Raw genomic sequence first — 7,828 nt, forward strand, 5'->3', positions numbered from 1 at the left:
TCGAACCTCCGACCGCCTGGTTCGTAGCCAGGTACTCTATCCAGCTGAGCTACGAGCGCGCAAAACTTTTTACTTACTAGCTACTGAATCATCCAAATGCACTTTGGCAAGAAGAGATTCAAAGCCCACCACTATATTCTTTAGCAAGGCTATAGCGGTGAGCCCAAAAATGGCGCGCTCGGGAGGATTCGAACCTCCGACCGCCTGGTTCGTAGCCAGGTACTCTATCCAGCTGAGCTACGAGCGCGCTATAGGTTCCGAAGAATAATGTTTTTCGCCATCAAAGCAAGCAGTGAAAACCGAAAGCAATAAATGGCGGTGAGGGAGGGATTCGAACCCTCGATACGGCTACAAACCGTATACTCCCTTAGCAGGGGAGCGCCTTCAGCCACTCGGCCACCTCACCGGAACGGCGCACATAATATACAGAATCAGCCTGAATGCAAAGACTTTTTTCCCGGATCCGAATACCACAGCCAGCCTGCAGCCCTGATCCGTACTCTCTGGATACACCAGCAATTAACAAGCCAGGCTCTCACCACTACAAGACAAGTGACTTATTAATAACAACGACTAACAAATTATTTTAATGGGTGCGCCACAGGACGAGAAAATAAAAAGTGACGATTGATTTCAGCAGCCGGAATCAAGAATGACGGATCATTATTTATGCGGCATTAGAAAGGTAGTATACGGGCGAAAGCAGAACGAATTATCCTGATTTCATATAGAGGAAGACCATATAAAGGAAAAGCGCCATCAGGCGCTTTTCTTCGGTCATTGTTTCTGGAGCAGAAACACTCCGGCTGAATTTAATTTTGAGAAAAAGATCAGACCGCAGTATTGGGGGTGTCACCCTCCCGCTCTTTCTGGATGCGCTGATAAATTTCTTCTCGGTGGACGGCCACTTCTTTGGGCGCATTCACTCCAATCCTGACCTGGTTACCTTTTACGCCCAGGACTGTCACGGTGACGTCATCGCCAACCATTAAGGTTTCTCCAACACGGCGAGTCAGAATCAGCATTACAATCTCCTTATTACATCTCAAAAAGACAATGACCGTTAATCCAGCGTCCAGTGACACACAACCCACTGCCAAAGCAGTACCGCCACTCGCGCGCCTTTATTCGTGCAAAACCTTCCCTTTAAACACCAATATCCAGAGCATTCAAATGAAAAGGCCGGATTACAAAGAACTCAGCACTCAGGGTTATTTCACCCACATCAAGCGCTACCTCAAACCAGCCCTGGTCTCACAACGCATAACCGGATCACGTTCTCACAGCATTCACGTTAAGTGATAATGCAGGTCAGCTCACCCGCTTACAAAACCACAGAACTGCCAACCAAGAGCTACCGATACACAGATACAGCCGCCGCCCTATAGGATAGGGATACACCCATAAAAAGTGATAAAATACGCGCAGCATAGCAAGTTTAGACACCTGCCGCAGCATTTCCATGCGTACTTTTACCAGTAATCGCCCTATTATTGAGTCATCCACAGCCATATAGTTCACTGCATGACCGTGGATTCCAACAAAATATTGCACGCTCGTAGCTCTTGCAAGGCAATTCTGTACTCTGACTCTAAATAGAAACAAAATTACACATGCAGAAGGCTGAATCAGGCCGCTGGCAGCTGGTCCAGCTCAAACGCTGAGTGTAGTGCCCTGACAGCCAGTTCCAGATATTTTTCCGCAATAATAACGGAGACTTTAATTTCCGAAGTCGAAATAATCTGGATGTTAATCCCTTCTTTCGCCAGCGCTTCAAACATCCGGGTCGCCACACCCGCATGGGAACGCATACCAACACCGACAATGGAAACCTTGGCGATCTTGTTATCACCGTCATGTTCCCGGGCACCCAGCTCTTCAACAATCTGCGCTACGACTTCCTGTGCACGCTGGAAATCATTCCGGTGTACAGTGAAGGTAAAGTCGGTGGTGCGATCTTCAGAAACGTTCTGGACAATCATGTCCACTTCAATGTTCGCTGCAGAAACAGGACCAAGGATACGGGATGCAACACCAGGAATATCCGGCACGCCTTTGATGGTCAGTTTGGCTTCATCACGGTTAAACGCAATCCCTGACACCATTGGCTGTTCCATCTCGTCTTCCTCATCAATTGTAATCAGCGTACCGGGGCCTTCCTGGAAACTATGCAACACACGCAGGCGAACATTGTATTTTCCGGCGAATTCAACGGAACGAATCTGTAATACCTTAGAACCCAGACTGGCCATTTCCAGCATTTCTTCAAAGGTAATCTTGTCAAGCCGGCGGGCACCTTCAACCACCCGGGGGTCGGTGGTATAGACGCCGTCTACATCGGTATAAATCTGACATTCATCCGCTTCCAGAGCTGCAGCAAGTGCTACTGCAGTGGTGTCGGAACCACCACGACCTAGCGTGGTAATAGCTCCCTTTTCGGTAACACCCTGAAAGCCGGCAACAACAACGACACGACCGGCATCCAGATCCTTGCGAATATTCTCGGTTTCAATTTTCTGGATACGGGCCTTGGAGTGAGCATCATCGGTGGTAATTGCAATCTGGCTGCCGGTGTAGGAGCGGGCAGAACAACCCAGGGATTCCAGCGCCATGGACAGCAGGGCAATAGTGACCTGCTCACCGGTGGAAACCAGTACGTCGTACTCTCTGGCTTCCGGCTGATCCTGAATCTCGTGAGCAAGGGAAATCAATCGGTTGGTCTCTCCGCTCATGGCAGAAACAACAACAACGACATCATCACCCTGGTCCCTGAACCGCTTGACCTTCTCGGCAATGGCCTTGATGCGCTCTACGGTACCAACCGAAGTACCACCAAATTTTTGTACTAGAAGCGCCATCTTTTTTATAACTTTCTTTATCAATGCCGGGATCGGCAATGTATCACCAATACTCAGCGATGAAAACCATACAGCCCTGTATTTTCAGGGGCTTCAGACCAATTACTCAACAAAACTAATCTTTTTTAACAAAAACGGGGCTTTAAAAGCCCCGTTTTTGTTCACTCCGCGTGTTTACTACAGCTGTTCTGCGACCCAGCTTTCAACACTATCCATAGCGGCCGGCAATGCGGCAGCATCGGATCCGCCACCCTGGGCAAAGTCAGGACGACCACCGCCCTTGCCTCCAACCTGGGTTGCAACCATCTTCAGCAGGTCACCCGCCTTGATGGATTTGGTCAAGTCCTGGGTCACCCCGGCTGCCAGTGCAATCTTGTCACCGTTAACCGCAGCCAGCATCACAACGCCGGAACCCAGTTTGTTCTTCAACTGGTCAACCGTATCACGCAGTGACTTGGGATCAGCACCTTCCTGAATAGTAGCCAGCAGTTTGATACCGCTCACTTCTTTAGCCTGGGATGCCATATCAGCACCGGCTGCAGCAGCCAGTTGCTGCTTCAGTTGCTGCAGTTCTTTTTCCAGCTGGCGGTTGCGCTCCAGTGCAGCACGTACCTTGGATTCAACATTGTCACGGCTGGCTTTAACCATACCGGCAACAGCTTGCAGCCGGTCATCGTTCTGTTCCTGCCACAGCTCAGCGGCTTCACCGGTTACCGCTTCAATACGGCGCACGCCAGACGCAATACCTGACTCGGAAACAATCTTCAGCTGACCGATATCACCGGTGCGCTCAACGTGAGTACCACCACACAGTTCAACAGAGAAGCTGTCTGTACCCATACTCAGCAGACGAACAGTGTCGCCATACTTTTCACCAAACAGTGCCATGGCACCCTTGGCACGAGCAGTGTCCATGTCGGTGACTTCAGTTTCTACGGCAGTGTTCGCACGAATCTGGCTGTTTACCATCCGCTCGACTTCACGCAGCTCTTCCGGCTTGACCGCTTCAAAGTGAGAGAAGTCAAAACGCAGGCGCTCCGGATTTACCAGCGAGCCTTTCTGCTGTACGTGTTCACCCAGCACTCGGCGCAGAGCTTCGTGCAGCAGGTGTGTTGCAGAGTGGTTCAGAGCGGTTGCCGCACGCTGATCAGCATCAACTGTCGCACGCACATTGTCGTCAACACGAATACTGCCTTCGACCACCTCACCCGCGTGCAGGTGGTTGGCACCCTGCTTGGTCGTATCCAGTACCCGGAACTTGCCGCTGCGGGTTACCAGCATACCGGTATCACCGACCTGACCACCGGACTCGGCATAGAACGGCGTCGCAGACAGTACGATAGTCGCCTTCTGGCCTGCTTCAGCCTGCTCAACCGGCTGACCTTCAGCAAACAGCGCGCCGATGGTGTTATCACCTTCCAGCTCGGTATAACCGGTGAACTCGGTTTCACCCTTGATATCCAGCTGATCGTTGTAGTCCAGACCAAACTTGCTGGAGGCACGGGCACGTTCACGCTGGGCTTCCAGCGCTTTTTCAAAACCGTCCTTGTTAACGGTCAGCTGATGCTCGCGGGCAATATCTTCGGTCAGGTCAACCGGGAAGCCGTAGGTGTCATACAGAGTGAAGACGGTATCACCGGAGATCACATCCCCTTCCATTTTGGCGATGCTTTCTTCCAGCAGTTTCATACCCTTGTCCAGGGTACGAGTAAACTGCTCTTCTTCCTTCAGCAGGGTACGTTCGATCTGGGCCTGGTTCTTGACCAGATCCGGATAGGCTTCGCCCATCACCTTGACCAGTGCTGCAACCAGCTTGTGGAAGAAAGCACCTTCAGCACCCAGCTTGTGACCGTGACGGCAGGCACGACGGATAATCCGGCGCAGGGTATAACCACGACCTTCGTTGGACGGCATAACGCCATCGCTGATCAGGAAGCTGCAGGAGCGGATATGGTCAGCAATAACACGCAGCGAGCCTTCGGTAGTGGCAACTCCACCCAGCAGCTTGGACGCATCATTCAGCAGTGACTGGAACAGGTCGATTTCATAGTTACTGTTCACATGCTGCATGACCGCAGCAATACGTTCCAGCCCCATGCCGGTATCAACGGAAGGCTTGGGCAGCGGATCCATCTTTCCATCGGCATGACGGTTGTACTGCATGAAGACGATGTTCCAGATTTCAATGAAACGGTCACCGTCTTCTTCCGGTGTCCCCGGACGACCACCCCAGATATGATCACCGTGATCAAAGAAGATTTCGGTACACGGACCACAGGGGCCGGTATCACCCATTTGCCAGAAGTTGTCAGAAGCGTAGGGAGCGCCCTTGTTGTCACCGATGCGAATAATATCTTCGGCCGGCACACCGATTTCGTTCAGCCAGATGTTATAGGCTTCATCGTCGGATTCATAAACGGTAACGCACAGACGCTCTTTCGGCAGCTTCAGGGTTTCAGTCAGGAAACTCCAAGCATGATGAATGGCTTCTTTTTTGAAGTAGTCGCCGAAGCTGAAGTTACCCAGCATTTCAAAGAAGGTGTGATGACGCGCAGTGTAACCGACATTATCCAGGTCATTGTGCTTGCCGCCGGCACGAACACACTTCTGTGCAGTAGTGGCACGGGTATAGTCGCGCTTTTCACGGCCCAGGAACAGATCCTTGAACTGGTTCATTCCGGCATTGATGAACAGCAGGGTCGGGTCGTCATGAGGAACCAGTGAACTGCTGGCAACTACCTCATGGCCGTTTTCCCTGAAATATTCAAGAAAAGCAGAACGTATTTCATTAGTCTTCATACACAATTCCCACCGGGGGAGAAATCTCGGTTAAGTTGGCAAGCACGGAAGCTCGGGAACCGCTTGATACCGGCATATCCAGCACGTCGGTGAAGCTTCCGCTAAAAAAGTGAGTAGTATATAAGAACCGCCCGTAAAATGGGCGTATTCGGAACGGATCATTTATCGCTGAAATTCAGCGCTTCCAGCCGTGCCAGCAGGCTTGAAGTATCCCATCGACCACCGCCCATGTTCTGGACATCAGCATAGAACTGATCCACCAGCGCGGTCAGTGGTAGTGAAATGCCATTATTGCGGGCTTCTTCCAGGCAGATCGCCAGATCCTTGCGCATCCAGTCTACTGCAAAGCCATGCTCATATTCACCGGCCGCCATGGTCTGGTAACGGTTTTCCATCTGCCAGGACTGGGCTGCGCCTTTGGAAATGACTTCGACTACAGCTTCCGGGTCCAGTCCGGCCTGTCGGGCAAAATTAAGACCTTCGGACAGTCCCTGCACCACACCGGCGATACAGATCTGGTTAACCATTTTGGTTAACTGGCCACTACCAGCGGGGCCCATTAATTTGACCGAACGGGCAAAGCTGTCAATAGCCGGACTAACCTGTTCAAAGATTTCCGGCTGGCCGCCACACATAACCGTCAGCACGCCATTTTCAGCACCGGCTTGCCCCCCGGAAACCGGAGCATCAATAAAGGCCAGTTCATGCTGCTCGGCAGCAACCGCCAGCTCCCGGGCAACTGCCGCAGAAGCGGTAGTGTGATCCACAAAAACAGCGCCTGCTTTCATACTGCTGAACGCACCATCGGCACCCACAGTGACCTGACGGATATCATCATCATTGCCGACACAGGCAAACACGATATCAGCACCTTCTGCTGCAGCTGCCGGAGTGAGTCCCAGTTGGCCGTTATATTCCTTCACCCATTGCTCGGCTTTGGCAGTCGTGCGGTTATAAACACAGACATCGTAACCGTGCTTTACCAGGTGACCTGCCATGGGGTAACCCATTACACCGAGTCCCAAAAAGGCAACTTTCTTTGCTGTTGTCATTCCCTGCCCTCTGTCAGTCAAGTTCGGTGAAGGGAAAATAGCAGGTTAGATCCGCTTTGTATGCACCGTTCTCCTGATTAGAAAGCCTGACAGTTTGCCTATTTCCCGGCGTGATCCTGCAACCAGGAATTAACCAGAAAGCGGGCTATGGAATCCGGGCGAGGCAGTCTGAATTCTGCCGTTTCATCTTCCCACTCCCCAAACTGGCGAACTTCCTCCAGCGAGAACCAGCGCACATCATCCAGCTCTTCTTCATCAATGGTAATCGCGGTGGTTTTCGCTGTGGCGCGATAGGCCACCATAATGGAACCAGGGAAAGGCCAGGGTTGGGAGGCCATATATTTCACCTGATCAACAACGACACCAGACTCTTCCTCAACTTCCCGAACGACCGTTTCCTCCAGACTTTCTCCCGGTTCAACAAAGCCTGCCAATGTTGAGTACACACCTTGAGGTAACCGTTTACTGTGGCCCAGCAGACATTTGGGCTGTTCACCGGGAGCAGGTCTGTTTTCCACCAGCGTAATAATGGCAGGGTCTGTTCGGGGATATATTTCCTTGCCGCATTTATCATTCATACACTGACGCATATGACCACCACGTCGACTCTCTGTATGCGATCCACACCGTCCACAGAAGCGATGGTGTCGATGCCAGTAAAGCATGGCTCTGGAGTAAGCCATCATTGAAGCTTCTCCCTGATCCATTAAAGGGCCAATACGACGCAGGTCATACAGTTCACAATCAGGCTTCACACTTCCCGCATCTGACTCACTCAGACTGGAAAAATCAGCCGCAAAGAAGGGCTGTTCCTGCTCACATAATCCGAGAAAAACAAGATCTCCCAGGTTCGGCTGGGCAGCACGCGCTTCTGCCAGGCTCAACGTCACCAGCTTCGGGGTTGCTTGAGTATCAGGATGGGATACCAGATGCTGATACCGCCACAGTGGAACAATTCGGGCTTCTTTCCGCTGTAACTGCTGTTCACTCCAGCCGGGGGCATTTCTGGCAGCACCGGCTCGATCAAGCTGCATACCGGTATAATTGAGGGCAACAATAGTCATTAAGCACAAAACTCCGCATAGACTGTTTTTTCCAGCTTACGACCATTCAGCAAAG

General features: G+C 51.6%; 5 protein-coding genes and 2 tRNA genes. All 7 read right to left on the reverse strand.

Annotated features, from left to right (window positions below; translation table 11 throughout):
* Window positions 1–170 precede the first annotated feature (170 nt).
* Window positions 171–247, reverse strand: a tRNA-Arg gene (locus ACYZZ0_RS17540).
* 66 nt (window positions 248–313) lie between these two features.
* Window positions 314–406, reverse strand: a tRNA-Ser gene (locus ACYZZ0_RS17545).
* Window positions 407–830: 424 nt separating this feature from the next.
* Complete coding sequence (gene csrA / locus ACYZZ0_RS17550; protein ID WP_461537948.1) at window positions 831–1,025, reverse strand: carbon storage regulator CsrA; 195 nt, start codon at window positions 1,023–1,025, stop codon at window positions 831–833.
* A gap of 603 nt (window positions 1,026–1,628) precedes the next feature.
* Complete coding sequence (locus ACYZZ0_RS17555; protein ID WP_461537949.1) at window positions 1,629–2,858, reverse strand: aspartate kinase; 1,230 nt, start codon at window positions 2,856–2,858, stop codon at window positions 1,629–1,631.
* Between the two features lie 177 nt (window positions 2,859–3,035).
* The gene (alaS, locus tag ACYZZ0_RS17560) at window positions 3,036–5,657 is read right to left on the reverse strand and encodes an alanine--tRNA ligase (RefSeq protein ID WP_461537950.1); all 2,622 of its coding nucleotides are present in this window, start codon (window positions 5,655–5,657) and stop codon (window positions 3,036–3,038) included.
* A gap of 158 nt (window positions 5,658–5,815) precedes the next feature.
* Window positions 5,816–6,709: an NAD(P)-dependent oxidoreductase gene (locus tag ACYZZ0_RS17565; protein WP_461537951.1), complete on the reverse strand. Its 894-nt coding sequence runs from the start codon at window positions 6,707–6,709 to the stop codon at window positions 5,816–5,818.
* Window positions 6,710–6,807: 98 nt separating this feature from the next.
* Window positions 6,808–7,773 carry an NAD(+) diphosphatase gene (gene nudC / locus ACYZZ0_RS17570; protein ID WP_461537952.1) on the reverse strand — a complete coding sequence of 322 codons (966 nt, stop codon included), beginning with the start codon at window positions 7,771–7,773 and terminating at the stop codon, window positions 6,808–6,810.
* Window positions 7,774–7,828: the final 55 nt, after the last annotated feature.

It is taken from the genome of Spongorhabdus nitratireducens, from assembly GCA_947387575.1.
Taxonomy (GTDB): domain Bacteria; phylum Pseudomonadota; class Gammaproteobacteria; order Pseudomonadales; family Endozoicomonadaceae; genus CANDOC01.